This is a genomic window from uncultured Algoriphagus sp. (assembly GCF_963974365.1).
Taxonomy (GTDB): Bacteria; Bacteroidota; Bacteroidia; order Cytophagales; family Cyclobacteriaceae; genus Algoriphagus.
This window is the reverse complement of sequence record NZ_CAXBBX010000007.1, coordinates 182,752-209,148: the sequence shown is the minus strand read 5'-3', so window position 1 is coordinate 209,148 and position 26,397 is coordinate 182,752. Positions and strand designations below refer to the sequence as shown.

21 protein-coding genes are annotated in these 26,397 nt (G+C 41.7%); 6 read left to right on the top strand and 15 right to left on the bottom strand.

Features of this window, described 5'->3' with window-relative positions:
* Positions 1–112: 112 nt before the first annotated feature.
* On the bottom strand, positions 113–979 hold the full coding sequence (locus AACZ87_RS11385) for a cation diffusion facilitator family transporter (protein WP_339867251.1): 867 nt from the start codon (positions 977–979) through the stop codon (positions 113–115).
* Positions 980–1,158: 179 nt separating this feature from the next.
* On the opposite strand from AACZ87_RS11385, the gene AACZ87_RS11380 reads away from it, so the two are divergent.
* Positions 1,159–2,574 (top strand): cellulase family glycosylhydrolase, encoded by a 1,416-nt coding sequence (locus AACZ87_RS11380; RefSeq protein ID WP_339867249.1) that lies wholly within the window; start codon positions 1,159–1,161, stop codon positions 2,572–2,574.
* 265 nt (positions 2,575–2,839) lie between these two features.
* Here the strand turns inward: AACZ87_RS11380 and AACZ87_RS11375 are convergent, their stop codons facing one another.
* The 3 genes from AACZ87_RS11375 to AACZ87_RS11365 all read right to left on the bottom strand — a co-directional run bounded on the left by AACZ87_RS11375 (position 2,840) and on the right by AACZ87_RS11365 (position 6,069).
* A complete protein-coding gene (locus tag AACZ87_RS11375) occupies positions 2,840–4,075 on the bottom strand; it encodes a multidrug effflux MFS transporter (RefSeq protein WP_339867248.1) in 1,236 nt (411 codons plus the stop codon).
* A 393-nt stretch (positions 4,076–4,468) separates the two neighbouring features.
* Positions 4,469–5,602, bottom strand: coding sequence for a DEAD/DEAH box helicase (locus AACZ87_RS11370; protein WP_339867246.1), 1,134 nt, complete (start codon positions 5,600–5,602; stop codon positions 4,469–4,471).
* Positions 5,603–5,640: 38 nt separating this feature from the next.
* Entirely contained in the window at positions 5,641–6,069 is a 429-nt protein-coding gene (locus tag AACZ87_RS11365; RefSeq protein WP_339867245.1) for a cupin domain-containing protein, read from the bottom strand.
* Between the two features lie 215 nt (positions 6,070–6,284).
* Here AACZ87_RS11365 and AACZ87_RS11360 point away from each other — a divergent pair, with 215 nt between their 5' ends.
* From AACZ87_RS11360 to AACZ87_RS11350, 3 genes are all read left to right on the top strand, one after another.
* Complete coding sequence (locus AACZ87_RS11360; protein ID WP_339867243.1) at positions 6,285–8,831, top strand: c-type cytochrome; 2,547 nt, start codon at positions 6,285–6,287, stop codon at positions 8,829–8,831.
* A gap of 11 nt (positions 8,832–8,842) precedes the next feature.
* The gene (locus tag AACZ87_RS11355) at positions 8,843–9,949 is read left to right on the top strand and encodes a TIM barrel protein (RefSeq protein WP_339867241.1); all 1,107 of its coding nucleotides are present in this window, start codon (positions 8,843–8,845) and stop codon (positions 9,947–9,949) included.
* A gap of 110 nt (positions 9,950–10,059) precedes the next feature.
* Entirely contained in the window at positions 10,060–10,857 is a 798-nt protein-coding gene (locus AACZ87_RS11350; protein WP_339867239.1) for a glucose 1-dehydrogenase, read from the top strand.
* A gap of 2 nt (positions 10,858–10,859) precedes the next feature.
* Here AACZ87_RS11350 and AACZ87_RS11345 read toward each other — a convergent pair whose 3' ends face one another.
* From AACZ87_RS11345 to AACZ87_RS11335, 3 genes are all read right to left on the bottom strand, one after another.
* Positions 10,860–11,393 (bottom strand): dihydrofolate reductase family protein, encoded by a 534-nt coding sequence (locus AACZ87_RS11345; RefSeq protein WP_339867238.1) that lies wholly within the window; start codon positions 11,391–11,393, stop codon positions 10,860–10,862.
* Positions 11,394–11,405: 12 nt separating this feature from the next.
* Positions 11,406–13,100 carry a DUF2207 domain-containing protein gene (locus AACZ87_RS11340; protein WP_339867236.1) on the bottom strand — a complete coding sequence of 565 codons (1,695 nt, stop codon included), beginning with the start codon at positions 13,098–13,100 and terminating at the stop codon, positions 11,406–11,408.
* 208 nt (positions 13,101–13,308) lie between these two features.
* Positions 13,309–13,869 carry a LemA family protein gene (locus AACZ87_RS11335; RefSeq protein ID WP_339867235.1) on the bottom strand — a complete coding sequence of 187 codons (561 nt, stop codon included), beginning with the start codon at positions 13,867–13,869 and terminating at the stop codon, positions 13,309–13,311.
* Between the two features lie 339 nt (positions 13,870–14,208).
* On the opposite strand from AACZ87_RS11335, the gene katG reads away from it, so the two are divergent.
* Positions 14,209–16,473, top strand: coding sequence for a catalase/peroxidase HPI (gene katG / locus AACZ87_RS11330; protein ID WP_339867336.1), 2,265 nt, complete (start codon positions 14,209–14,211; stop codon positions 16,471–16,473).
* Between the two features lie 463 nt (positions 16,474–16,936).
* On the opposite strand, the gene AACZ87_RS11325 is transcribed toward katG, so the two are convergent.
* Entirely contained in the window at positions 16,937–17,725 is a 789-nt protein-coding gene (locus tag AACZ87_RS11325; RefSeq protein WP_339867234.1) for a polysaccharide deacetylase family protein, read from the bottom strand.
* Between the two features lie 13 nt (positions 17,726–17,738).
* Positions 17,739–19,070: a GntP family permease gene (locus tag AACZ87_RS11320; RefSeq protein WP_339867232.1), complete on the bottom strand. Its 1,332-nt coding sequence runs from the start codon at positions 19,068–19,070 to the stop codon at positions 17,739–17,741.
* 199 nt (positions 19,071–19,269) lie between these two features.
* Here AACZ87_RS11320 and AACZ87_RS11315 point away from each other — a divergent pair, with 199 nt between their 5' ends.
* Positions 19,270–21,342 (top strand): family 20 glycosylhydrolase, encoded by a 2,073-nt coding sequence (locus AACZ87_RS11315; protein WP_339867231.1) that lies wholly within the window; start codon positions 19,270–19,272, stop codon positions 21,340–21,342.
* Between the two features lie 228 nt (positions 21,343–21,570).
* Here the strand turns inward: AACZ87_RS11315 and AACZ87_RS11310 are convergent, their stop codons facing one another.
* From AACZ87_RS11310 to AACZ87_RS11285, 6 genes are all read right to left on the bottom strand, one after another.
* A complete protein-coding gene (locus AACZ87_RS11310; protein WP_283412816.1) occupies positions 21,571–22,047 on the bottom strand; it encodes an acyl-CoA thioesterase in 477 nt (158 codons plus the stop codon).
* A gap of 109 nt (positions 22,048–22,156) precedes the next feature.
* Entirely contained in the window at positions 22,157–22,459 is a 303-nt protein-coding gene (locus AACZ87_RS11305; RefSeq protein WP_339867229.1) for a DUF1330 domain-containing protein, read from the bottom strand.
* 47 nt (positions 22,460–22,506) lie between these two features.
* Complete coding sequence (locus AACZ87_RS11300; protein WP_339867228.1) at positions 22,507–23,151, bottom strand: MOSC domain-containing protein; 645 nt, start codon at positions 23,149–23,151, stop codon at positions 22,507–22,509.
* Between the two features lie 141 nt (positions 23,152–23,292).
* Positions 23,293–24,126 (bottom strand): hypothetical protein, encoded by an 834-nt coding sequence (locus tag AACZ87_RS11295; protein ID WP_339867226.1) that lies wholly within the window; start codon positions 24,124–24,126, stop codon positions 23,293–23,295.
* A gap of 3 nt (positions 24,127–24,129) precedes the next feature.
* Positions 24,130–25,080 (bottom strand): Smr/MutS family protein, encoded by a 951-nt coding sequence (locus AACZ87_RS11290; protein ID WP_339867224.1) that lies wholly within the window; start codon positions 25,078–25,080, stop codon positions 24,130–24,132.
* Positions 25,077–26,375, bottom strand: a complete 1,299-nt coding sequence (locus AACZ87_RS11285) for a deoxyribodipyrimidine photo-lyase (RefSeq protein WP_339867222.1) — start codon at positions 26,373–26,375, stop codon at positions 25,077–25,079. The genes AACZ87_RS11290 and AACZ87_RS11285 overlap by 4 nt, the downstream gene beginning before the upstream one ends.
* Between the last annotated feature and the right edge of the window lie 22 nt (positions 26,376–26,397).

Sequence of the window (26,397 nt, the reverse complement as noted above, 5' to 3'; positions counted from 1 at the left end):
CAGATAGAAAAATACACAAATCCGCTCAAACCACGGTAGCCCAGGCTGGCAAATACGCAAATTCAGACCTCTAGATGATTGTATGGAAATTTCTCTTTTTAAAATAAACTCATTAAAAAGGCTCGATGTGAATCAAGACATTTCCTAGTTCTGGAATCTCATCGCATAGCTTGTCTTTCAGCTGATGAGAGATGTCGTGACCTTCGGTAACGGTGAGCTCGCCTTTAACCAATGCGTGTAAATCTACATGATATTCCATTCCTGCTTTACGGATAAAGCACTTTTCCGTGCCTTTCACACCAGGCACTGTGAGAGAAATCTGTCGGATATGCTCTGTCAACTCTTCGTAATTATTCTCATCCATTACCTCTCCCAAGGCAGGACGGAAGATTTTGTAACAGTTGTAAAGTATAAATGCTACCGCAAATAATGCCGCATAATCGTCTGCTACTTCAAATCCTTTGCCCCCAAAAAGTGCGATCGTAATTCCGATAAATGCAGCTACTGAGGTGATCGCATCGCTTCGATGATGCCAAGCTTCAGCTTTGAGGGCACTGCTGTTTATTTTTTTGCTACGCCGCATTACTACGTGAAAGGACACTTCCTTCCAAAGAATAATTCCTGCCAAAACGATCAGCGTAAACCCTTTGGGTAAATTATGTGGGGTGATAATATGCTCATAAGCCTGCCAAGCTATTGTGCTGGCGGAAATAATAAGAAATACCACCACAAGAAAAGTGATCAAAGGTTCTGCTTTGCCATGACCGTAAGGATGGTTTTCATCTGCAGGCTTGGCAGAATAACGCAGACCAATAAGTACAAGAATGGAGGCAAATACATCCACGACCGATTCAATTCCATCAGCAATCAGGGCATAGGAATTTCCAAAAATACCCGCCAGAAATTTAATCACCGCCAAGCCAACATTTCCCAGCATGCTGAAAATTACGGTTCTTATTGCAAGGTTTGAATTACTCATATATGGGATAGACGAATGCAAAAGTAGGGAATATTCTTTTTAGGCATATATGAGGTGAAACAACGAGTACTTTCTGCCATTTGCCAAGCCAGGCAACAAATGAATCCCCTTTACCTAACATTTACATCCCTTTTGGGAAGCGCGGATTGAATACTTTTGGAACAGTAAACGCGAACCCTATGAATAACCTATTTAGATTTTTGGCACCAGTGCTAGTTTTTACTCTGATTTTTTTCTCCTGTGGGGAAAAGGAAGAACCGGTATCTTTTCTGGTTTCTTCCAACGAGCTAAAGTTCGGATCTGCCGAAGAAACCTTGAGTCTGGCTGTGACAAGCAATCAACAGTGGCAGGTGGATAACGATGTGTCGTGGATTACTGTGAGCCCAAGCCAAGGGTCTGGAAATGCTCAGATCTCCGTAAAAGTAGCTTTAAACTCCACGGAAGAACTCCGAACTTCTGTCATAAATGTAAGATCCGGAACCATCATCCAGCCGATTAAAATTACACAGGAGGCGAGTGAACTTCAATTTCCAGATTATTACATCCCTTCAGATAATACAGGTATGCGTGAAATTTCCAGTCTTGAGTTGGCAGCAGAAATGGGTATTGGATGGAATCTTGGGAATTCCCTCGAAGCAATCGGAGGAGAAACTGCCTGGGGAAACCCGAAAACTACCAAAGCACTTATCGATGCCATCAAGGCTGCTGGATTTAATTCTGTAAGAATCCCAGTTGCGTGGAGCAAATTCACCAATGCTGAAACGTACGAAATAGATCCTGTATGGATGGCAAGAGTCGCCGAAGTGGTGGATTATGTGATAGACAATGACATGTATGCTTTGATGAATATTCACTGGGATGAAGGCTGGATGCAGCCAACTTTTGCGCAGCAAGACTATGTGAATGATAGATTGGAGAAAATGTGGATTCAGATAGCCCTAAATTTCAGAGATCATGATGATCATCTCCTTTTTGCAGGGACTAACGAAGTCTTGGTAGATGGTGATTATGGTACGCCGAAACCTGAATATTACCAAGTTCAGAATTCATTCAACCAGACGTTCGTGGATGCCGTGCGATCTACTGGTGGTAGAAATGCATATAGAAATCTCGTCGTTCAGACATTCAATACAAACATTGATCATGGCGTGAGTTTTTTTGAAATGCCGGAAGATGATACAGCAGATCGGTTGATGGTGGAAGTGCATTATTATGATCCTTATGAGTTCGCTTTGCGTGAGGATGAAATTATTACCCAATGGGGATCGAACGCGACTGACCCTTCCAAGAAAGCAAATTGGGGAGATGAAGCGCATGCGGATGCGCAGTTTCAGAAAATGAAGTCAAAATTTATTGATAAGGGAGTTGCGGTAATGCTGGGGGAATATTGCGCTACGGATAAAAAGGCTGAAGAAAATGACATCTATCGTGCGTATTTTTTGAAGTACATCACAGGAAGTGCTGTAGATCATGGATTGGTGCCTTTTTATTGGGATAATGGACATGGGGGTGACTATGGTTCCTCACTATTTGACAGGAATTCAGGGGCACAGATTTATCCTGATTTGGTGAAGGCAATTATGGGAAAAGATTAGCGGGAATTCTTACCGAGATGCTTTTAGCAAAGTCTTCATGGCAGAATGCTTTAAGATGGATAAATTATATCCGAACTATTTTATCTGCGGCAGTCTGAAGAATGCAATGATTTAGATCTAAGACTGATCTTGAACGAAAAGAATAGGATATATTTGACTCTGCGGATCTGCACGCCAAACTCCGCGCTCTCCGATGATAATTTAGGAAGCAAAAAAAGCCGGAATTCATTTCGAACTCCAGCTTTTGGTCGAATAGGGAATAGGATTAAGAAGCGAATGCTTCCTTATTTTTTTGACGACTGATGGTACCGGGTAGGGTCTGATCCATCTTTAATACCACAAATCCAACAAAAGCACAAATTGCCATTCCAACTACCATCGGGAATGCTGAGGTAGCGTGGAATAAACTGACAATCGCAGTGACTATTCCTCCAATTGCCATGCGCATGCTGCCCAACATAGCGGAAGCCGAACCTGCATTTTTTGAAAATGGTGCCATAGCAAGCGCAGTTGTATTTGGCCCATTCAATCCATGCGCTGTAAGGAAAATAAACATCAACCCAATCAAACTATAAACATTCAGCAAATTGAAAAACACGCCCGTGATTAATGCTAAGCCTGTGAAACTTTGATAATGCAAGGAGAAATTTATGATTTGCTGGGATGAAAATTTCTTCAATAAGATGTGGTTTAATTGAGTGGAACCAATCATAGCAAAGGCCAATAGTGCGAATAGCCAGCCAAATTGATGCTCGCTGAAGCCATAAAGATTCATAAATACATCAGCAGAACTGGCGATGTAAGCAAACGGAGCAGCACCTGCAATCCCTCCTGCCAGCATATACACCAGAAATTGACGATTGCCAAGAACCTTCAGGTAGCTTTTCCAAACCTGCTTAGGTTTTAAGGAAACTTCCTTGTCGGGAAGTGCACCCGCTGGAAGCACCACTACAGTAGCAATCCAAATGATAGCCGTCAAAGCCGCAAGAATAATGAAAACCCAATGCCAATCATACGCTGCAGTTACAAATCCACCCAAAGTGGGAGCGATCATCGGAGAAACTGCGATCACCAAAACAAGCAAAGACATTGCTTGTGCAATTTTCTTTACCGGAAAAATATCGCGCACGATTGCTTGAGCTGATACCATTCCGGCACAGCCTCCTACAGCCTGAAGGAAGCGCATGAAAATCAGGTTTTCAACAGATTGAGACAATGCACAGCCTATTGATGCTAAGATATAAATAGCTAAACCTGCATAAAGAGGTTTTTTTCGTCCGTATTTATCCAGTAAAGGGCCATAAAACAGCTGGCCTATAGCGATTCCTACAAGATAGGCAGTCAAGGATAATTGAATATTCGAAATAGGCGTATTCAACGTCTCCGACATCTCAGGGAATCCCGGGAGATACATATCTATAGAAAAAGGAGATATCGTACACAACGCACCTAGTACCAGTACAATTTTGAAGTATTCCGTTTTGCTGTATTTCTTTTCCACCCTAAAAATATTTTGATCTTAACTAGTAACTATTTTGGGTAAACAGACTCATTTGTTATTGAGTTCGTAAATATCAGGTTAATTTATTAGCATATAATTAGATAGAAATTAAATCTATTGGTGATTTGATAAGGAAGAGTTGCCTGTAATGAAAATTAGTAGGATTAATTTTTAAGATTTTGGGTTTATCAAAAAATGCCGAAGAATAGATTTTTTCAATAGTTACACCTGCTATTGCATTTGTTTAGCAGTAAAAGCGATTTTATGTGTGGTACACTTTGAGTGAGGTAACTTTGATCACTTCTGCCTACCGTAAGGCAGAGGTCTTCGGACTTCCAGCCATGTAAACAAAGTAAATAGATCTATTGGCGTGATCGCAGATAATGAAATTCCTCAAAACTCAATTTCATCTATACTCCTCAACTGTACATGTTTTTTCATCTTCTTCTGAATGATTTTGAAGTGATGCAAATCCTCTTCAGCAATCAACGAAATCGCTTCTCCGGCTGCTCCAGCACGGCCAGTCCTGCCGATTCTATGCACATAATCTTTCGGAGATCTTGGTAATTCATAGTTGATTACCAAGGGTAAAAATTTGATGTCAATTCCTCTAGCTGCCAGATCAGTAGCTACCAGCACACGTGTTTTTCCGGTTTTGAATCGATGCAAAGCTTCGGTTCTGGCACCTTGACTTTTGTCGCCATGAAATGCCAAAGCGTCTATCCCATTTTTAGAAAGCTTGGTGACAATATTATTCGCTGCTCTGATGGATGAGGCAAAAACCAGAATCTGGGACCAGTTACCCGTGCTCAATAAATATCTCAAAAATGGTCCTTTTTGTTCCATCGGAACACGATAGGCATATTGATTAATCAGGTCTGGAGAAACTGTGTCTGGCTCTGCAGAGATCCTGATAGGTTCATCCAGCAATTCTTTAGTCAACTCGTCCACAGACTCTTCGCTGGTGGCTGAGAAAAGGATGTTTTGACGCTTTTTGGGAAGTCGCTCCAAGATCTGATCTACTTCCTCTTTGAATCCCATGTTCAAAACCTTATCTGCTTCATCTACTACAAGAACTTCTACTTGATTCAGATTTAGGGAGTTTTTAGAAAGCAAATCCAGCAAGCGGCCAGGTGTAGCGACTAAAATATCAGTTCCGTAGATTTTCATCATCTGCGGATTGATAGAGACTCCACCGAAAACAGCCAAGGCCTTTACTTTTCTATTCAAAAAGCGAGCAAAATTCTCAGTTACCTCAGCGACTTGACTGGCTAGTTCTCGCGTCGGGACCAATACCAAAACTGGAATCATACGCCCTTTATTCTCAGCTTTATCCTGAAGTCTTTGCAGAATTGGAAGGATGTAAGAAGCTGTCTTTCCAGAACCTGTTGGGGCAATGCCAAACACATCCTTTTGTTGAAGAATAGCAGGAATAGCCTGCACCTGTATAGGATATGGGCTATCATAATTAGCTTTTGCGATAGCTTCAAGTAGTTGCTTGGATAGTCCTAATTCTGAAAAGTTCATGGAATTGTATTTTGCACAAAGTTAAGGCTTGGAAACGACTATTGTACTTTTTCGGTAATCTTCATCCCTCTGCTGCCAGCATAGAAGACAATTATTTCAGCATCTTCATCTCCCAAGTTCCTCCCCAAATGTTTTTTATTCACCACTTCTACGATGGGGTCACCAGCTTTTAGCGTGAGCTCATTTCCGTCTTCATCGATTACAAAAAGCTCTCCTTTGAGTAACACGCCAGCATTGATCACAGGATGATAATGAAGCGGTAGTTCGGAATGGGCTGGAATGGTGATTTTTAGAATGGAAATTTCAGGCTTTGAAATTGGGTAATTTGGTAAGGAGTCTCCATTCCAAGAAAGCTCGGACTGGATTAGTGTTACAGAAGTAGGGGATTTTTTGTCCAAAACTTCCTTTTTCACTACATAAAATGAAAAAAGAAATAAAAGAGCCACCAAAAGTATATTTTTCTTCATGACGGAGGGTTTAGGCGTAGGAAATGAAGGTACTCAATATGTGCGTTATTTTTCCAGTTGCTTGAAATAGAATAATCTAGCAGTTGGTTAAATTCTTTCTTGTGTAAGAGTGTAATATGTTTCAAATTGTAAACTGTCTTTTAATCGCTGACCATAATGATGAAGGTTTGCAACTAAAAAGGGCTTAGCTCAAACCCAAAATACCGAATTGTAGTATGTCGATTATTCGTATTGCTTCTTGTTTTTTGATAGCAATTACCACGTTTTCTTGTTCGAAATCTGTACAAGAAGATCCCTCAAACCCTTCTCCGGCACAATCAGCTCAAGAAGAATTAGAAAGTTTTCAGTTGGAAGCTGGATTTCAAATTCAGCTTGTTGCAGCCGAACCCATGGTGGAGGATCCTGTTTTCATAACGTTTGATGAGGATGCCCGGCTGTGGGTAATTGAGATGCGGGGTTTTATGACTGATACGCTAGGATCCGAGGAAGACAAACCTTTAGGGAGAATCTCTGTGTTGGAGGATGAAGATGGTGATGGCAGAATGGATAAAAGTACCATCTACCTGGATAGTTTGATCATGCCTCGAGCACTTGGCTTTTTCGCAGATGGTGTTTTGGTAGCTGAAAACCTTGCACTTTGGGTCACGAAAGATCTGGATGGTGACCTCAAAGCTGATACAAAAGTCCTGCTGGATTCCACGTATGCATCATCTGGAAATCCTGAGCATTCTGATAATGGATTGTTAAGAAACGTGGATAATTGGTATTATAATGCCAAATCAAGCTTACGTTATAAATATCAAGGAGGAGAATGGATTAGAGACTCCACAGAATTCCGTGGTCAATGGGGAATCAGCCAAGATGATCAAGGAAGATTATTCTACAATTATAACTGGTCTCAACTTCACGCTGATTTAGTTTCTCCCAATTATTTACGTAGAAATCCCAATCATAACCCTACGACGGGAATTGATCATGGAGTAGCTCAGGATCGGAGGGTCTATCCAATTCGCCGTACCCCTGCTGTAAACAGGGGCTATATTCCAGGGGTACTGGATGATAATCAGAAATTGATGGAATTTACGGCTGCCTGCGCGCCCTATGTATTCAGAAGTACACTTTTTCCGCAAGAATATTATGGAAATGCCTTTGTGGCTGAGCCAGCGGGTAATTTAATTAAGCGAAATGTGATTTCAGAGGACGGAAATATCATCATTGGAAATGATCCTAATCCGGGGAAAGAATTTTTAGCATCTACGGATGAGCGATTTCGGCCATCAAGTTTTGCAACTGGCCCAGATGGAGCTTTATATGTAGCAGATATGTATCGTGGATTGATCCAGCATGGGGAATATCTCACTCCTTACCTTAGTGCCCAAACGATAGGCAGGGGATTGTTGACACCAGTACACCTAGGTAGAATTTGGAGAATTATTCCTAAAGGGGGAACTACCCGAGCGACGCCAAAGCTCTCGCAAGCAAGCAATGAAGAATTAATAGATTTTCTCTCTGATAAAGATGGCTGGTACAGAGATATGGCACAGCGACTCTTGGTGGAGCGAAAAGATATGACTGTTAAAGACCCATTGATTGCTCTAGCATTGAATCGTGAAATTGGCGAGTTTGGAAGATTTCATGCCCTATGGACACTGGAAGGATTGGATTTACTATCAGCAGATCTCTTACTTAAGGTCTTTTCAGATTCTCAGGGGTTAGTTCAAAATACAGCATTAAGGTTATTGGAGCCATTTTCTCAAGAATCTTCGCAAATCCGATCCAAATTGGGAGCAGCGATGGAAAATGCAGTGGAAAAATCGGATAGAAAAGAAGCACTGCAACTTGCCTTGAGTAGCTATGTGCTGTCTGCAGCTGATGTTGAAAAAGTACTTGCAGCTATTTTCTCAAACTATGGAGAAGATCCACTGATGCGTGATGCCATGATGAGTAGCTTGAGAGGGAGGGAATACGATTTCTTGCAAAAGCTCTGGGCCTCTTCTGATTGGAAAAATCAAGATCAAATCAAGGAGATCTTTTTGGAGACTCTTGCTACTTCAGTGTTGAAAAATGGAAAATCTGCTGAGGTAAATGGCCTATTGAAAATGGCAGATGCTAAAGAGCTGGGTTGGAAGGAAAATATTCTGATCTCAGGAATGTCTATTCAAGCAGCAAACCTAAAAGATAGGGAGCCTATTCTTCTGTCTTCAGAGCCAGCACTTTTCCAAAGAACTGATCTTCCTATCGATGATAATCGAGTGGAAATGCTGAAGCGAATGTTTGCTTGGCCTGGCTATTCTCCTTCAGAAGTGAAGCTTGTTGCCAATCAGTTGGATGAGAAAGCGCTTAAGCAATTTGCTGATGGACGTCAAAAGTTTTTGGTGACTTGTGCAGGTTGTCATGGTTCAAATGGTGCTGGTGCGACTCGAATGGGACCACCGTTGGCAAATTCGGAATGGGTACTCGGCGATGAGAGAAGATTGGCAATGATACTACTGCATGGGCTGGAGGGAGCAATTGAGGTAGCGGGAAAGACGTATGATTCACCGGATATTTTGCCTGTAATGCCAGCACATTCGACTATGGATGATGGAAGTATTGCTGCGATTTTGACTTATATTAGGAATGAGTGGGGTAATCAAGCCGCACCGATCTCAGGCCGTACTGTTAGTAAAACTCGGATGACCACCCAAGGAAGAGTATATCCTTGGAAAGCTACTGAGCTAAATGAATATATAGAATCCTTGCCTAAGGAAGATCCACAATAACCGATTATGCCATGTTTACTTTACCCTTCCACCCCTTGTCCGCTAGGCAAGAAAATGATAGGAGAGATTTTCTGAAAAAAGCCGGTCTTGGAGTTCTTGCCATGTCATTTCCTTTCCCAAAACTTCCGAGTTATCTCGAAGGAGTTCCGATGGGAATAGTCGTTCATTCTTATGCTGCAAGATGGCATTCTGATTCACCTAGTGAGAAATACCCAGGCTTTGAAAATGCGCTGAGTCTGATGGAGCATTGTAAGGAAATCGGAGCTGGGGGAGTTCAGACGGTAGTGAATGGTTGGGCTACGGATTTTGCGAAGAAAGTTCGGGATGTTCGTGAAAAAACGGGTTTGTATCTGGAAGGAAGCATTGGTTTACCAAAGTCGAAGAATGAGGTTGCTAAGTTTGAAGCAGAAGTTCTGGCAGCAAAGGAGGCTGGAGCTTCGGTTTTGCGTACTGCCTGCCTGAGCGGAAGACGCTATGTGATCTTCAAGACGAAAAGTGAATACGAGACTTTTCGAACAACAGCGATAGAATCAATTGAGCTAGCTGAGCCTATTGTGAGAAAGCATAAAATGAAGTTGGCAGTAGAAAACCATAAGGACTGGACCTCTAAGGAGCTTGCTTGGATTATAAACAACCTCGGAAGTGAATGGGTGGGAGTGACTTTGGATTTTGGGAATAACGTTTCATTTATGGAAACACCAGAGGATGTGATACAGACTTTAGCCCCATTAGCCTTTTCTACGCATGTAAAGGATATGGGTATAAAAAACTACCATGATGGATTTTTGCTTTCCGAAGTTCCGTTAGGTGAAGGAATTGTTGATTTGAAATCAGCTGTAGAACTTTGTAAGAAACATAATCCGCAGATCAACTTTAGTTTGGAGATGATCACGCGCGATCCCCTAGAAATTCCTGTGATGAAAGATAGCTATTGGGCTACATTCGATCATTTGTCAGGATTGGATGTGTACCGGATGGAGCGATTGATGGAAGAAAATCAATTCAAAGGTGAGCTCCCTCAGGTAACAGGTCTGAGTAAGGAAGAGCAATTGGCTTATGAAGAGAAGAATGTGTTAGCATGTCTGCAGTATAGCCGAAGTTCCCTGGGATTGGGGTGAGTATTTTTGGAAAATGTGAAAAGTAAAATTTGTAAGTGGTATGAAGTCAAAGGTGAAAAGTGTGAAATAAATTAGAAAATGACCCCGATAATCAATTAATCCAAAAAAACATGACTCAAGAATCAAATAGCAGTAGGTTACCCGGAATCAAACTTTTTGACCTAAGTGGAAAAGCAGCTATCATAACAGGTGGCTCCAAAGGACTTGGCTTAGCGATGGCCGAAGGTCTTGCATCTGCTGGTGCAAATGTGATGCTCGTCAGTAGAAATTTAAATGAAGGCGAGGAATCGGCTCGTAGAATAACCGAACTTTATGGAGTGAAAGCTATTGCCTTTGAAGCGGATGTTGTGAATAAAGACCAAACAGAAGCCATGGCAAAAGCAGCTTTCGAAGCTTTTGGAAGGATAGATGTTTTAATCAACTCTGCTGGAATAAACATCCGGGGAGCAATCGATGAATTGCAGTTGGAGGAATTTAGCAAAGTAATGGATATCAATGTGACCGGAACTTGGCTTTGCTGCAAAGCGGTAACTCCTTACATGAAAGAAGCGGGGAAAGGAAGCATTATCAATTTGGCGAGTACGCTAGGATTGGTTGGGCTATCGAATAGAACGCCTTACGCTTCGAGCAAAGGGGCAGTCGTTCAGATGACCCGGGCACTTGGACTGGAGTTCGCTCCATTTAATATTACAGTGAACGCAATCTGTCCTGGCCCATTTTTGACAGAAATGAACTTGCCGATTGCTGATACTGAAGAAGGGAAGAAGTTTGTCGTGGGTGCTACTGCACTTGGCAGATGGGGGAGATTGGAAGAGATCCAAGGAGCAGCGATTTATCTGGCTTCAGATGCCGGAACTTTTATGGTGGGTTCTATGCTGACTGTGGATGGAGGCTGGACGGCGAGGTAAATTTATCTGGATCTGAGGAAATGGTTTTGAACGACCTTATCTAAAAAACGGGTTGATTTGATGCATTCAAATACCAATTGTTTTGGAAAATCTGCAAATAGAGGAATACCCGACCCTAATAACACTGGGATTGTCGTAATGATCATTTCGTCAATTAGATCTTCTTTCAGAAAACTCTGAATGGTTTTTCCTCCATCAATGTAAAGGTTGTGAAAGCCTTTGCCATGAATTTCTGCAAGAACTTCCATGATGTTTCCTTTAACTAGAAATGCCTTATCCTTCAGCTTCTCTGGTATCACTGTCAATGAATTGCTCCAAACAAATACAGGCTTTTTGTAAAACCATTCTCCTTCAAATGCAGCAACAACTTCAAAGGTATTTCTTCCCATAAGTAGGGCATCGATTCCAGCGGTGAATTCATTGAACCCGATATCGATATGGTCAATTTCTGGAAAAGTAGATAGCCAATCCAGCTCATCATTTTTTCCTGCGATGAAGCCATCCAGACTAGTGGCTATAAATACACTGTTTTTCATTATATGAGTTGATTACCAGCTTCCGCCACCGCCGCCGCCGAAGCCACCTCCAGATGAGCCACCACCACCAGAACCTCCAGAGCTAGATGGGGAACTGACCATAGTAGATTGAGTGGATTTTATGGAATTGTTGAATGATTTGGAGAAATGATTCATCGTCATCATTCTCCCGGTGGAGGAATAATACCAAGTTGGTGGTTGCAAATTCAAGCCTTCAAATTTCTTTGCCCATTTGTCAAACATCCCAAAAGCTAGGGCGTAGCTCATGGTAGTTTCGAAATAGGTGGGATCTTCCTGAAGTAGCATTTTGAGTTTATTTTTCTCAGCTACTTTGATGAACTGCTTGAAGCCTTTGAGCTCAGACAGAATCATAGTTCCCTCTTTGTTCTTTTTGATCAAAAACTGACTCATGATCAATAAAAAAATGTGAGAAACACCGGCAACAAGGGCAGCAATTATTCCCCAGAAAAACAAGAAAGTAGGGACTAGAATGAGCATCGAAAGTATCAATCCGAAAATTGTGTAATTCTTTATTTTACGGGATTTATTTATATAATATAGTTGGGCGGCATCCTTCAAACTCCCATTTGCGGTACTCATGGTAGTGTAGAATTTTTCCTTAAGACTGCTGACGAGAACCTCTGTTTTGCTGGCAAATAGACCATTGAATAGTTGGCGCTGATATAATGGAGCGTTTGCTTCAATATCTTTCAACTTCGTTAGTTTAGTGTCATCCTTTGCAAACCAACCCTTTTCGTCTATTTCCTCTATTTTCAAATAGCCATGAGAAGCCCAAAATGGAATCAACGAGATCAGATCAACAGTATCACCAGAGTCATCAATCAAGAAACCCACCATAGCAGGATCCATACCTGTAGGCGGATAGTAGCTGGTTGTAGTAGTGGCATGGTCGTCTTTGCCATGTTTTTTCCATATTGCATGAAATCCTAAATAGACGAAAGTCAATAGGACAATCCAACCATAATCTGACCAAAACGGCCAAACAGGCTTGATTTCTTTGATACTTCCCAACGGCAATTTCAGCAAAACTGTAACTGCTTCCCCGCCCGAGGAAACTATGCCTTCCTTGCTGCTACCCGAGTAAATTCCATTAGCATAGCTGGTCTCAAAATCATTTGTGGGAACATTTGATCCAATGGTACCGGAATACAAGAAATAATCATCTTTCTGAAGAGAAACTCCACTAGGCAGGTTAACCTGAAAGTCTATTTTATTAAAAGGAGCATACCAATCACTCGGCTTGATATTCCAATAGAACTGAATTGCTTCTGATTCAAAAAGGAAAGCATTCTCTACTCTATACCTGATTTCATATTGCTGCGGACCTTCCAAGTTCACATTTGCATCACCGATTTTAATCCGGGCGTTATCAGAATATTTTTGTCCAAATGCTGAAGGTGCATCAAATTTATATCCTGGGACCTCTATTTTACTGAGTTTTAGTTGACGTTTTTCCAGCTCGCCTTCTTCAGTTTGCAAGTCATAAGCCAGCTGAATATCTCTGAAAATCCCATGCTTTGGCACTTCGAAATTGAGGTCATATTTCTCCACCACATCGAAGTACCCTTCTTCATGAATTTTGATGTTAACAGAATAGGAGGTAACGCTGAAATCCTGAGAAAAGACTTCTAGCTGAGCAAAAAATAAGAGAATAAGAAAGGCCAATTGTTTCATACTAGTACTCATGAACTTGTGAAAAAACCATTGCGAATGGCAAGGAAAGTTGATTTCTAATTAATGATTTGGTGTATGCTCGATTTTGAAAATATATTACCAATAGCATAAGGAATAAGCTACAATCTAGATTTTGGCGTGCATGGGTCACCCTACATCCGACATCCAGCCCGAAGAGCAAAGAAAGTAATGCAACTTGAATGATTGAGAGAAATATTGGTTAATCAAAGCTCACTTTCACGTTTTCGCGGCTATCAGGCTCAGCTTCGAAGTAGTCAAAATGCTGATAATTAAACATGCCTGCTACAAGTACTGCAGGAAAGCTTTCGCCATAGGTGTTATTCTCACGGACTGTACCATTATAATAACGTCTGGATCTCTCCAGGTTTTCTTCGATCTCATTGAGTTTATCCTGTAGCTGCAGAAAGTTGGTGTTGGCTTTCAAGTCAGGATAAGCTTCGCTCAAAGCAAAGATGCTTCTCAATGTTTTTTGGAGTTGGTTTTCAGCTTGAATTTGCTTGTTGATGTCATCGGAGGGCACTGCCATGGCTGCATTTCGGGCTTGGATTACCGCTTCCAGTGTATCTTTTTCATGACTGGCATAGCCTTTTACAGTTTCGACCAAATTCGGGATAAGATCATAGCGTCGTTTTAGCGCGACATCTATGTTACTCCAGGCATCTTTTACTGTGTTTTTGTTTTTTACGAAACGATTGAAAATGCCAACGAGAATTACTCCCACCAGTAAAACAATTCCAATAATAATGAGCAGTGTTACCATATTAGATTGAATTTAAAATGAATTGAGACAAGAGGACTTAAAAAACTACCAACTATCGAATTTTAACGATTTAACATTTTCAAAATACTACCTTTTAGCGAAAACTCAACAAAATCCGCAAATTGAACAGCCTCTTCAATCACGTTAAAAGTAGCTTGTTTCCAGAATATTTGATAATTTGATTGGCCACTGACTTCGATAAAAATTGAAGACTTATATCGTGAACTCTATAAGTATCATAGTTTTTATCAATTGAATTTTTTATTACATAAACAAACCTTTGCCTAAATTGGCTCTTGTTAAAAATTAAACACAAACCCTAATACTATGGATAACAAAATGGATAACAAAGAAAACGGACATGACTACACAGACCCAGTTTGGGATGTAAACGATAGCTCGGCTAAGTGCCCTTTTACGAGTGGAGCAATTCATCAGACTGCTGGTGGCGGAACTAAAAACCGCGACTGGTGGCCAAATCAATTGAACCTGAATATACTTCGACAGCATTCGTCGAAGTCTAACCCTATGGACCCGAACTTCAACTATGCTGAGGAATTCAAGAAGTTGGACTTGGCTGCGGTGAAAAAAGATCTTGCTGATCTGATGACCGATTCACAGGATTGGTGGCCTGCAGATTTCGGGCACTATGGTCCATTTTTTATCAGAATGGCTTGGCACTCTGCAGGTACCTATCGTATCGCTGATGGTCGAGGTGGAGGAGGATCTGGATCTCAGCGATTTGCTCCACTTAATAGCTGGCCAGATAACGCCAACTTGGATAAGGCGCGTTATTTACTGTGGCCGATCAAGCAAAAATATGGCAATAAGCTTTCCTGGGCAGATTTGTTGATTCTAGCAGGTAATGTTTCTTTGGAAACGATGGGATTGAAAACATTTGGCTTTGCTGGAGGTAGAGTGGATGTCTGGGAACCAGAAGAGGATATTTACTGGGGTTCTGAGGGAGAATGGCTCGGGGATCAAGACAGGTATGCAGGAAGTTCGGATAGCGAAAGAAACTTGGAAAATCCACTCGGAGCTTCTCACATGGGATTGATCTATGTGAATCCAGAAGGCCCAAAAGGACAACCTGATCCAATCGGGGCAGCACACGATATCCGTGAGACTTTTGGCCGAATGGCTATGAACGACGAGGAAACTGTAGCCTTGATTGCAGGTGGACACACGTTTGGAAAGACCCACGGTGCCGCAGATCCTGGAGAATTCGTTGGGCATGAGCCTGAGGGAGCAGGTATTGAAGAGATGGGCTTAGGTTGGAAAAATACCTATGGAAAAGGTCATTCTGGAGATACGATTACTTCTGGTATCGAAGTCACTTGGACTACTACTCCTACTCAATGGAGCAATAATTTCTTTGAGAATTTATTTGGCTTTGAATGGGAATTGACCAAAAGCCCAGCTGGCGCACATCAGTGGAAGCCAAAGGGCGATGGCGGAGCTGGCACAGTTCCAGATGCTCACGATCCGGCTAAGAGACATGCGCCAAATATGTTGACTACTGATTTGGCTTTGAAAGAAGATCCAGCTTATGAGAAGATTTCCAGACGTTTCTTCGAGAATCCAGCAGAGTTTGCAGATGCATTCTCCAGGGCTTGGTTCAAATTAACACACAGGGATATGGGGCCAATTCAACGCTACTTGGGTCCAGAAGTTCCTACAGAGGAACTGATCTGGCAAGATCCAATTCCAGCTGTCAATCATGAATTGGTAAATGATGTGGATGTTGCATCGTTGAAAGCTAAGGTATTAGAATCTGGACTTTCTGTTTCTGAGTTAGTTACCACTGCTTGGGCTTCTGCTTCTACGTTCCGTGGATCGGATATGCGTGGAGGTGCCAATGGTGCAAGAATCAAACTTTCCCCACAGAAATACTGGGAAGTGAATAATCCAGCTCAGTTGGGTAAGGTGATTGATAAATTGGAAGCAATCCAGAAGGAATTCAACTCCAATCAAGCTGGAGGAAAGCAGATTTCTTTAGCAGACTTAATTGTATTGGCAGGATGTGCTGGTGTAGAAAAAGCTGCTAAAAATGCAGGTAGTGATATCACTGTTCCATTCACTCCTGGACGTGCTGATGCCACTCAGGCTCAAACTGACGTAGCATCTTTTGCAGCCATGGAGCCAGCGGCAGACGGTTTCCGTAATTATTACCGTCCTACCCACAAAGCTTCTGCTGAGGAAATGCTCGTAGATCGCGCGCAATTGCTGAAGCTTACTCCACCAGAAATGACTGTTCTTGTGGGTGGACTTCGAGTGATCGGAACGAATTACGATGGTTCAAACTATGGTGTGTTCACTTCCACTCCAGGAGCCTTGACCAACGACTTCTTCAAAAATGTCCTAGACATGGGCACTACTTGGAAAGCCGCTGACAAAGGAGCCCATGCCTTCTTAGGAACTGATCGTAAGACAGGTCAAATGAAATGGGTTGGAACGCGTGCTGATTTGATCTTTGGATCCAATTCAGAGCTACGTGCATTGTCTGAGTTCTATGCTAGTTCGGATGCTAATGAGAAGTTTCTCAATGATTTCGTAGCTGCTTGGGACAAAGTGATGATGCTGGATCGTTACGATCTTGCTTAAGAATAGTATTTAAAATTGATTTGAAAAGGTGATCTGGAAACGGATCACCTTTTTGATTTTTAGCCGCGTGGTACGCAGAGAATTTCGTGGAGGCCGTGATTTTTTTTTAGCCGCAAAGTGCACGAAGGTTCGCAAAGGTTATATCTTATAATTCGACTACTGTTAGGTTTCGGTCCCATATAGCTATCAGGACCGAAACTTTTTCACTATGAGCAATTTAGCCGAAATCAAAGTTAGACCTGATTAGCATTTTGTCCCAGGGGGACAGTTGGCCGGTATCTAAATGTCATAAGGTTAGGTTTTTTCGTTACGTAGGAACGTATGGTGTCAATTCTTGACCAGTCGTTCCGACGGAACGAACCTCGTTGAAACTATTTTCTTGCTACCAACCACTCGTTCCTACTGAACGGAATTTACTAGAAACCTCTTATTTCTATTCAAGCCATTTCTTATGTAGGCTGTTTTAATTACTAAGCTTCTTCGAAAAGTCCGGCTTGATTAAGCGCTTTGCTTCTTTCACATCAATATATTCCTCCAAATCCTTTAGAGAAATCACTGTGAATCCATTTTCTTTTAGATATTCCAAATACTCCTTGAAAAGTTCAGGTGGAGTGTTCACCCAAGAATGCTCGATGTCCGGAACTCCGTGAATTGTCAGAACAACGATCTTTCCTTCTTTGGCTTGTTCAAAAGCTTTCATGATCTCCACTTTGTTCTTTTCATCAGTTGCCCAACTAGGTATCAAATAGGGATGATCACTCAACGGATCGTAAGCTCTGCTTCCTCCAGCCCGGGCGAAGACATAGTTTTTTGCTTCCAAATATTCGAGCGCATCAGTATTTAATCCATAACCTGGATAGGCAAAATTGGTGGGCGTGGGAACTCCTAGTGAGTCACATTTCTGTTCTATGTACCCAAGTTGCTGATTGAATTCTGCTTGGGATAATTTACTGACATTGGCGTGGGTATGCGTATGATTTGCGATTTCAAAGCCCATTCTATCTATTTCCTGAATTTGACGCCAATTCATATATAAGGTGCTGTCTGCATAATTAGGTTGAAACTCACAGACAAAAAAAGTCCCTCCAAATCCATACTTCTTCAATAAGGGTGCGACTACCGAATACTGACTTGCCGGCGCATCGTCAAAAGTCAAAACGACCAGTTTATCTGGGATTGGCTTTTTGAGAATTTGGGCTTGGGAAAAGCTTGAAATAAGAAATGCGGATATAAGAAGGATAGTAGATCTCATTAAATTTTGTCTATCAGCCTACTACCAATGTAATCAAGTATATGACGCTTATTGCCGTCACAGACATAATTAATGTACCTAGGCTATGTGTTTGATTCCCTTGCTTGATAGATAATCCGGAGAGTTGCGTTACAGCCCAGAAGAAACTGTCATTGGCATGGGAAATCGCCATAGCACCGGCTCCGGTGGCCAAAACTGCAAATACGCGCATGGTTTCAGAGTCTAGCCCAAGAGAACCAAGCAACGGAGCAATAATCGAAGCAGTTGTGATCATTGCCACAGTTGAGGACCCTTGGGCTGTCTTTAACGCAAAGGCAATCAGGAATGGAAGGAAAATTCCCCAGCTTGCTCCACTCATACTTGAGCTCACCAGATCGCCGATTCCTGAGTTTTGCAGCATTTTCCCGAATACTCCTCCTGCGCCCGTAATCAGAATCACAGGCGCTGCGATCAGAATTGCTTCACCGATCCAGCCAGAAGAGGAAAGTAACTTCGCGTCGAATTTCTTTGGAAGGGTAAACGCCATAAAAGATCCCAGAAGCAGGGCAATAACTGGACTTCCAGCGAACTGGATAAAGGTGTAAAAACCACCTTCCCCAAAGGGTTTAGTAGGATACTTTGCAATTGAAGCGGTGATGATTAAAATCAAAGGAACGATGATGGGCAGGAAAGATGCAAATGCAGAAGGTCTTTCTTTTTTATTAATTTCCTCAGTCTTAACTGCCATTTTTGGCACCAACGGAATTTTATAAGCAACTTTTTTGACAAAAATGTAAGAGGGAATTAAAGCGATTAAACTCACAATCAATCCATAGAAAATGATCATTCCAAGATCCGCCTCATAGATTCCGGCAGTTGCGATTGGCCCGGGAGTAGGAGGAACCAACGAGTGAGAAGCAGTAGCACCGAGAGCCAAAGCTATGGTCGTCGCTGCATAAGGTACCTTTCCTTTCAATGAAAGAGATTTGCTTATCGGGTTCATCATGATAAAGGTACTATCTCCGAATACTGGTATGGATAAGATGTAGCCCGAAATCATCATCGCAAGTGTGATCGATTTTTCCCCAATCCACGAGAGAATTTTCTCAGCAATAACGATAGCTCCCCCGGTTTTTTCTAGAAAAGTCCCCATCATCACACCTAGCAAAATCAGCAATCCTATACTTCCTAAAACTCCTCCAAAACCTTCCGAGATGGATTTTAAGATCAACTCACCGGACATTCCGGAAAGAAGCCCATATAAGATGGCTCCACAAAAAAGCGCAAGAAATGGATGGATGTCGAATTTGACGATGGCAAGTAGAATCATTGCCAAGGCAAAAAGGATAATCAATAGTGTAAGCATTTTGGGTTAGGTTGGGTTTGAGATTAGAGCTTGAACAAAATGAGTTACAAACCTTCAACCTAAAAATTAGGCAAAAAAAGGGAATAATAAAGCCTGATGCTTTAATAGCTTTCTAATTGTTTGTTGAGTGGCTTTATCAACTTTGAATATTTGGTATTTTAGCCAATTCATAATGCTTTGTATCCAATAACCTCTTTTCATGCGTTTATTATCAATTTTTAGTCTACTCCTGACTTCATTAATTTTGGCTTCTTGCACCTCTTCTCCAAAGAAGGAAGGAAGCTATATGATTCTGCCAAGTCCTACTTCTTTAGAAATTACAGGCGTTTCTTCACTTTCTGCTACAGAAATTCAAGAATTTGTCAAACAGGCTAAATCAGATTTCATAGCAGGGAAATCGCTAGCAGGAACAAGTGAAGTGTCTCTTAGTTTAGAATCAACTTCGGGTTTGAAGCCTGAGGCTTACATGCTGGAGATTACTGAGGAACAGGTGGAAATCAAAGCGGCGACCAAAGTTGGGCTCTGGTATGGAGTAATTACACTAGGCCAGTTGGTGCAAGATGCACTGGACCAAGATGCAGCTTTGCCTTTGATCTCAATAAATGATGAGCCTGCGTTAAACTATCGAGCGATTCAACTCGATGTAAAGCATCACTTGGAAAAGAAAGACTATTACTACGAGCTTATGGATCGCTTGGCAGAATTGAAAATCAATGGGATAATTCTGGAGATAGAAGATAAGCTGGCTTTCGAAAAACAACCCAAAGTAGGTTCATCAGATGCATGGTCCATCGCAGAATGGAAAAAGCTGAGTGATTATGCTATGGCTAGAAATATTCGGATTTCCCCTTTGCTTCAGGGTCTGGGACATGCTTCATTCATTCTCAAGCATGATGAATATAGAGATCTGCGGGATGATCCAGCCAGCGATTGGGCTTTCAATCCACTAGACGACCGAACTTATGAAGTGCAGTTTGACTTGTATTCCGATGCACTTGAAGCTTTTCCACACGCACAATATCTCCATGTAGGGGGAGACGAAGTTCATACTACCGGGAGAGAAAGTGGTAAATCTCCATTAGAGCTGCAGTTGATCTGGCTGAATAGAGTCAGTGAATATGCTGATGAAAGAGGGTTGACTCCGATTTTCTGGGATGATATGCCCTTGAAAAACGCAGGAGTGTATAATTCTATATTTAACAGAAATCTTTCTGAGGCGCAGGTAGATAGTATCTGGACTGCTAATGAGCCCAACCTCAATAAATACGTGGATATGTTTCCGAAAAACTGCGTTTACATGCGTTGGAACTATAGTGCGCCGGAAACTCCGGGGAATAACAGGGCTATGCAGTGGTTTACCGATCACGGATTCCAAGTGATGGGGGCTACAGCAGGCCAGACACGCTGGAACTTGATGCCGCTTGAAGAAAGTAACACAGCCAATATTCGGGATTTTGCATTGATATCTATCGATAATAAAGCGGATGGGCTGTTGTTGACGCTTTGGGATGATGATTCCCCGCACTTTGAATTGTATCAAAGAGGAATTGCGATTTTTGCTGAATACACATGGTCTGGCAAAAAGCGTAGTTCGGAGGAGTTGCATGCAGCCTTTCGCCATCGATCTTTTGGTTCTGGATTGGTGTCTGAAGATTATTCTTTTATCAATGACCTGGAGCCTTCGGTAGCTTTTTGGAAAAATGCTTTGCTGGAAAAAGCTGACAGAAATAGATTGAAGGGGATGGGAAACCCTATGCAGGATGCTGTTTTGGCTTTGCCGGAAGCAAATGCTCCGGGAGAATGGGCTGTGCGAAATAAGAGTAAACTGGAGAAAGCTCAAGCCAGTGAGTTAGTTTTAGACTCTGTTCTCTATAAAATCTCAGAATCCAAGAAAGCTGCTTTAAGAAATTCCTATACACTTGATGTCTATGAGCAAGTTGCCAAAGTCACACAATTCACCAATAAGTCTCTATTGCTCCTGGCGGAATGGGATCTAGCCAAAACGGCTGAGGAAAGAGAAGCTACAAAGGAAAAACTTTTGAATTTAGAAGGGGAGTGGAAGAAGCAATTAGCTGAATTGGAAACAGTATATGGTAAAACTAGAGAGTTGAATAAACCTGACGATTACATTTTGGATCAGGACCATCATGTGCATTTAGCGAATCAGGCGATCAAGTTTTCGGATTGGCAGTTTTACGTCGAGGATCTATTTCTCCAAAAACTCAAGGAAGGAAATAGTTTGGAGATGAAAGGAGATTTGGAGAATAAGTAGGTGATTTGAACCGTGAAAGACGCGCAGGTTTGCGCAAAGAGTACAATTACTGGTTGGCGTATCAAGAGAACTTTTCCAAAGTTTTGAACTTTGGAAAAGTTACGCTTATTCAATCGTTACGACGGAATGCATTCTACACAAAGCAATTCCTTTTCCACATACCAATTGTCCGATGGGACAAAATGTTACCCTCGAACTAACCACTTTTTACAACTTCTTACTTAAAATCTACTCATTAAAGAAAGGCTTCATCTCGTTATGAATGTCTTCTCTGAGTGATTTCAGTCGCGTTGCGTATTCTTCCAACTTCTTTTCTTGATCGGTTTGAGGAACCCAAGGCTTTACTTTTTTCGGATTGCCATTTTCGTCAACAGATACGAAAATGATGATGCAGTGCGTCTTTTTCTCAAATTCTTTGTGTCCAAAATCTCTGGAATAAACTTCCACCATAATGTGTATGCTGGAGCTCCCCGTGTAAATCACTGCACATTCCACTTTGATCACATCTCCGATATTGATAGGCTTGTAAAACCGGATACCACCCACATAAACTGTTACGCAATAGCTTTCCGACCATGTTCTGGCGCAGGTATAAGCTGCTTGATCTATCCATTTCATCACTACACCTCCGTGTACTTTTCCTCCAAAATTGATATCTGAGGGTTCGCTGATAAACTGGAATGAGGTTTTGTGTGAGGTATCCATAGGGTTGATAGGTTTTTAAAAGTTGCTAAGCTAAGGGATATTTCGGTTTTGTGCAGGATGAAACGAAATTCAGGAGGTGGTTAATTTGGATTTTGACGAGGTAGCTCACTTACAATTTTGATCCCTTGATCAGCCAAACTGACTTGATGGATTTCTCTTTTAAATGGATATGTTTTTGGCGCTCCTCATCTTTGAAGAAGTCTGCTACATCCTGCTCGTTTTCGAATTCCACCAAATGGATTTCAAAAGGCATTTCCATGTTTTGCTCAATGATGTTGTCAGAACTTGGTCTATATCTGAGCAACAGTTTTCCATTATGTTTAGCAATTAGCGGAATGGCTACTGCTTCAAACGCTAGAAAGCTTGCCTCCTGACCGTCGAGAATGTAAATAAGCTGTGTGAAATAGATCATTGCTATTGTTGGTGAATCAATGGTTTACTCAAGTTCTTGGCTAAGTTCTAGGAATTAGTATCAATATACGAACTCAACAAAAACCGTTTTTTTGGAGGAATAGCTTTACTGCTTGCAGCGATTTTCAAAAGCTCCTGATTTTTCTCTTTGGCAAAAACTATTTGGAATAAATCAGCTACTGAGATACTATTCTCTGGGCGTTCAACCAGAATGAATTCATCATCTACGTCCACATACCCTTCTTCCAAAATGCTGAGATAAGTTCCACCATATCCGTGCTGGATAAACTGCTTGATTACCTGTTGCGTCCCAAACTTATACCCGAATTTATAGCAAGGTTCACGGTACTGAGAAACCTGAACCAGCGTTTCCCCAACTTTATAAATATCACCTAGATATACTTCATTTTCATCAAAACCGGAAACAGTCAAGTTTTCTCCAAACATGCCCCAAGACCAATCCAACTCTGGATACAAGGCTTTCCAATATGGATATTGCTCTGCCGAAAAGATATAGCAGGCTTTGTAATAACCGCCATGATTTAGTCTATTGGAGACTTCATCGTTGATGACATCGTTTTTTGTAAGGTAGATGGGCTGTCCGGTAGGTTTTTTATAAATCCCGGTAGTTTCTTCCTTTCCGTTCCACATAAAAGTGGTGGGCTTTCCAATGTTGGTTGAGATGATTTTCATTCTAAAAATGCGCTTAATGGAATTTCAGACTAATTTATCATGATTTTCGGGAAATTCTCAAAGTCTAGAAAGGGAACCAAAAAGCAGCAAATTTAGCCTTTGAGATTTTCCAAATAGAAGATTCAATAATCTACCTCTTCATCACCCCAAAATCTTATCGAACAACTGATGTGCCTGAGCCTCAGCTTGGGCAGAGAGAATTTTCTTTTCAGCTTTGAGCTCCTTCGCCCAATCCAGATACTTTTTAGAAACATCTTCTTTTGCACCCAAAAAATGCATCAACGACTGCAATGAAAGATGATTGGAATACCAAGGTTTCAAATTGTTCTTTAGCGCTTCGATTTCCTGGTGAATTCCTGTAATAAAAATAGAGTTAAACCCCATTTCTATAAGCGTGTTTTCCAGCATGATGATCGTACGCAAACCTTCGAAAGTATCTTTCAACGCCTTGCTATCCATTGCTCCTTTGTGATCTAGATTGAAAAATTCAAGTTCCTCTTGAATGATCTGATTCACCGCTGTATGTATAGCTAAGGGCTTGATTCCCCGGCTTGCGGTCTGGGCTTTTTGATGAAACTCATCCCAGCTTTTCAGCGTGCTGCCGACTATCAAGTCAAAAGCTTCGGTATAAAGCTTCTTTTTGTATTTATCCAAATGGATTCTATAGCCGTTGTATTTGATCCCCAGCGCTTGCTCCCGATCATTCAGACTTTTCTCAGCCAATTTGAAATGATGGATTTTCCTCAGACTTCTCTTCATCTGTTTGAAGTCCGAGAAAATATTGAAGTTCAATCCTTCAATATCAAAATGAACTTTGGCCATTAAATCAGCATAGAGCTCCAGAAAGTCCATTTTCCCTAGGAGTTCTATGGCTTTTTTAGATTTGATTTGCTTTCCCAAAACTAGAAAAAGCGCCTTCGCTTCCTGATGTTGAGTTTCGAAAAGCTGAAAGACAGGGGATACCTTTGCCTGCATAGATTAGGAGATTCTGACCAGTGTAGCGCCGTAGCCCCACTGATCTTTTTGCGTATCCTGAAAGTACTTAATATTTTGATGTTGACTCAATCGCTTGTGAATTTCTTTGCGGAGCACGCCATTTCCGATGCCATGAATGAACGTGATCTCGTCCATTCCTGAGCCGATCGCCTGGTCTAAGTTCCTGTCAAAAGCTTCCAGCTGAACCCGAAGCATCTCCGAGTTACTCATTCCTTTGGGATCTGTTGCTAGCTTTTCTATGTGTAAATCAATTGATCGCGAAGGTTTTACAGCTTTAGGAGCTTCAGATTTTGGTCGGATTTCGTCTAGTTCCTGATTCAGCGCACGGATATCGAGCTCTTTGGTGGTTTGCTCCAGGCCAAAAATATATGCTGTTTTATCGAGCCTAGGTGCTTTGCTGAGATGCTTGAAAAACTGAGTTGGCTTCATTTTCAGTTGACGCTCAAACGCAGGAATTGCTTTCTCCAGCGTATTGTGGATCGGGATAAAACGTAGTAAAAATGCAGGCCACTCGTCCATTTCCTTAAGCATTCTATCGTCAAATTTCTTTGCTTCGCCTGGATTTAGTGTAGCAGCAAGTAATGTTCGTTGATTGGTTCCGAAAACTTCTGATGCATGCGCCAAGTAAGGTTGACGACTGTCATTGATCAGATAAAGGCTCAGGCTTTGATCATTGATCGGAAGAAAAGCGAGGTATAGCCCTTGATCTTTTGGACCAGAAATAGGAATTGGAGTTTCGATTTCTTTCTCTTCTACAGCCTTTTCTCCAAAATGCTGTTTTTCAGTTTCGTGAATTAAAACCAGTTCTGATTTGAGGGCAGGAATGATGAATCCATCCTCGATTTCTACCTGCATTCTTCCACTAGACGAAATTTTCCGGATGATTCCTTCTTCATTTCCATGTAGTAATCTTACTCGGTCTCCGATATTCATTGATTCAGGGCTGATTTGTAGGTGTCGATTGCACGTTGCCTTGCAAATTTATGATCTACTATCGGTTTTGGGTACTTATCTGAGTTTATTTCAGGAATCCATTTTTTGATGTACTTCCAGTTCTTGTCAAATTTCTCCTGCTGAGAACTTGGATTGAATACCCGGAAGTAAGGCTGCGCATCTGTTCCGGTCCCAGCCGCCCACTGCCAACCGCCATTGTTAGAGGCCAATTCAAAGTCCAGTAATTTCTCCGCGAAGTATGCTTCCCCCCAGCGCCAGTCAATTAGGAGATGTTTGGTGAGAAAAGATGCAACGACCATTCGCACGCGATTGTGCATGTAGCCAGTAGCATTGAGTTCACGCATACCGGCATCTACGATGGGATAGCCAGTTTTCCCTTCGCACCAAGCAGCAAATTCTTCTTCATTATTTCTCCATGGAATTTGATCGTAAGCGGGTTTGAAAGCTTTATCAACCACTTCAGGGTTAAATGCCAAAATCATCATGTAAAACTCCCGCCAGATCAATTCATTCAGATAAGTGGCGTTAAGTTCTTTAGCTATCGACGCAAGTTGTCGAATAGAAATTGTGCCAAAGCGTAAATGAATACCGAGTCTTGATGTGCCGTTTTTGGCAGGGAAATCCCGGGTTTCGTTATAATGTGCGATGATTTCTTCATCTGCAGTTTTGGAAGGAATAGAGATGTCGCTTTTCTCAAAGCCGATCTCCTTTAAAGTTGGGAGTGGGAATTCCTCAGTCGGAAGCAGGTTCTTCCAATGCATGGGTTTGAATGCCTCGAGCATGGAAGGATTTAGCTTGCTCAGCCAGACTTTGCTGAAGGGAGTGAAGACCTTATAAAATTCCCCAGATCCGTTCAGAATTTCTCCAGGCTCAAAGATTAATTGGTCTTTGTATTGATGTAATTCAATATCCTGCTTGTTCAGCAACCTAGCTATTTTCTCATCCCTACTTTTGGCATACGGCTCGTAGTCCCGATTGGTATGGACGGATTGGATCTCATATTCTTGAAGAAGTTCTTTGTAAATGCTCTCAGGATCACCGTATTTGACTAGGAGAGAGGAGCCTTTTTTGGCTAGATTTTCATGGATTTTGCTGGTCTGATCGTGGATGAATTCCACTCTAGCATCAGCCTTATTTTCTAGCTTATCGAGTATGTTTTTGTCAAAAATGAAAAGTGGTAATACATTTTCACTTTCGCTCAAGGCTTGGAATAATCCGTGATTATCTTCTAATCTAAGGTCTCTTCGGAACCAAAAAATGCTTACTTTCTTCATTGTCTTTTATTCAATTAATCTG